We start from the raw sequence: 1,906 nt of genomic DNA on the forward strand, positions 1-1,906 counted from the left end.
GAGATAGAGCCTGCCTCATAGAAAATCAGACCAAAGAATCAGCACAATACTGATTTCCTCAAGCTCTATTTCCTAAACAGGTTCTTTGGGTTTGAATGCGCATGAGGTGCGCGGTGAAATTCGGATAGAAAAAAGTCCCGCGATTGCGAGACTCTGTTACTGACACTGAGTTTTGATGTAGTCCTGCAACCCCAGAATCATTTACTCTGAGGTCTCTGAGGTGGCAGGGTGTTCATGAATACTGTTCCTTGGCCCAGTTTCTCCAGTCAAACCCACATTCACATTTACCAGCGCTATCCTGAAATTCAGCATCAAGACCACATGTCGGACAGCACGGTACTTCAACTGTTATTTTTGTTCCTACTGGCCAGCGCTGAACGTCAAACGTAATTTTGCCTGCGGTGTCAGATTCCATATCGCCGTCGCAATAGATCTCAATAAACGGATTGTGTGCATCGCAGTTCTCACCAGCATAAACATCTGCTTTTACTTCACCCCATGACGCTGTTTTGTACTTAAGTTCATTTGTTACCATCATTGCCCCTACACTCAGTCTTCATATAATCCCTCAGTCCAAGGAATTGGGCTTCGAGGGTTTCGAGTTCTCCGAGGAGACGTAAATAATCTTGTTCAGCGTCTTTCTCCAGTCGGGCGGGTCTTGAACCATCCAAGCCGGTGCTGGAAGCGGTTTCAGACACTGGACACGTGGCTTTGACGAGCAACCGGCGACGACCGGCAGCAACATCATCACGCAGAGCATCGATTTCAGATTTCGCATTGGCTAGTTCCTTTGTATGCTGATTATCCAGTTCAGACAGGCGCCTTATCCTCTCCTGCTGATTAACGATTTCATTCTGCTGCTCCAGCAACTCACTCTGTAGCTTAATGCTTGTATCGAGCTGATCTGTATATTTACTTCGATAGTGATAAGCAACAAGACAGACAAGCGCTAGTGCAATAACTGTATAACCATGAGAGTTAAACTTCATAATATTGGACTGTTAGCAAGATACACTGCTGTTGAAAAACCACGCGGCGTAGCGCTTCTAAAGTTAGCCCGTTCTGGGCTGGGGGAGGCTTTGTGAATTCGATCGTCTGGTTGACATAACAATTCATTCTTGTACTCATCCGGCATTACAAACCCGTTTCCAGCCCAGATGCAGGTTTTCTTTGTATAATTGTCATCATGACAATAACCGGTGAAATAGTGGGGATGAAATGTATAATTCGGCTTTCCGAAAATACTACTAAATACACTGACAGGATTCTCGAAGAACCAGGGAACATTCAGCATCTTTCCTATGTTTTTACACTGTTCAGCCACCAGCGCCGCTTTAATTTGAAACGCCGGGTCATCTTTAGCCTTATCTTTGAACCACCTTGCGCCAGACACAGCAACATCAGTACACGGCGGAAACCCGGCAACAAAAACTGGATTTTTAACATTTCGGATTGCAGCCCACGTTTCATCTGAATCAATAACGTTAGCTATTTTTGTTATTGTTCCGCCTGCCTTGTGATTTTCTGTCGATGACTTATTGTGCTGTGGATCTATTAGTAATGTACTGTAACCATCATTTAACCAAGGCTCTGCAAATATACCGGTTAAATCACATAAACAAATAATCGTTCCTTTTGTCATATACTTTCCTTACAACAGCGAAAAGGCTTTATCAATGACCTCATCGCTATAAGGTTGACTACCATTTTCCATGGTAATAACCGACTTAATCAGCTTTGTCATAAATGCTCTATCGAAGACATCAACAATTTGGTCGCGGGTAACTCCCGTGTCTTTACATACGTGATTAATATAGGCATCGGTATTATTTTCTATCTTTGGCGCCCATCGTGAAATAATGCCGTTTATTGTGTTGATCCCGTATTTACGATGGTAATTCTGAAT

Annotated in this window: 3 protein-coding genes and 1 pseudogene; all 4 read right to left on the reverse strand. The window is 43.5% G+C overall.

The window, feature by feature from the left end; all coding sequences use genetic code 11:
* Positions 1-232 precede the first annotated feature (232 nt).
* A complete protein-coding gene (locus AACQ83_RS23940; RefSeq protein WP_112879888.1) occupies positions 233-535 on the reverse strand; it encodes a hypothetical protein in 303 nt (100 codons plus the stop codon).
* Positions 522-989 (reverse strand): lysis protein, encoded by a 468-nt coding sequence (locus tag AACQ83_RS23945; RefSeq protein WP_112879889.1) that lies wholly within the window; start codon positions 987-989, stop codon positions 522-524. Before AACQ83_RS23945 ends, AACQ83_RS23940 begins: the two co-directional genes overlap by 14 nt.
* Positions 986-1,642: a hypothetical protein gene (locus AACQ83_RS23950; protein ID WP_112879890.1), complete on the reverse strand. Its 657-nt coding sequence runs from the start codon at positions 1,640-1,642 to the stop codon at positions 986-988. The genes AACQ83_RS23945 and AACQ83_RS23950 overlap by 4 nt, the downstream gene beginning before the upstream one ends.
* Before the next feature lie 9 nt (positions 1,643-1,651).
* Positions 1,652-1,906, reverse strand: a pseudogene (locus AACQ83_RS23955) (structural protein); the annotation flags it as partial.

This window comes from Photorhabdus sp. S10-54 (assembly GCF_963878145.1).
Classification (GTDB): Bacteria; Pseudomonadota; Gammaproteobacteria; order Enterobacterales; family Enterobacteriaceae; genus Photorhabdus; species Photorhabdus kayaii.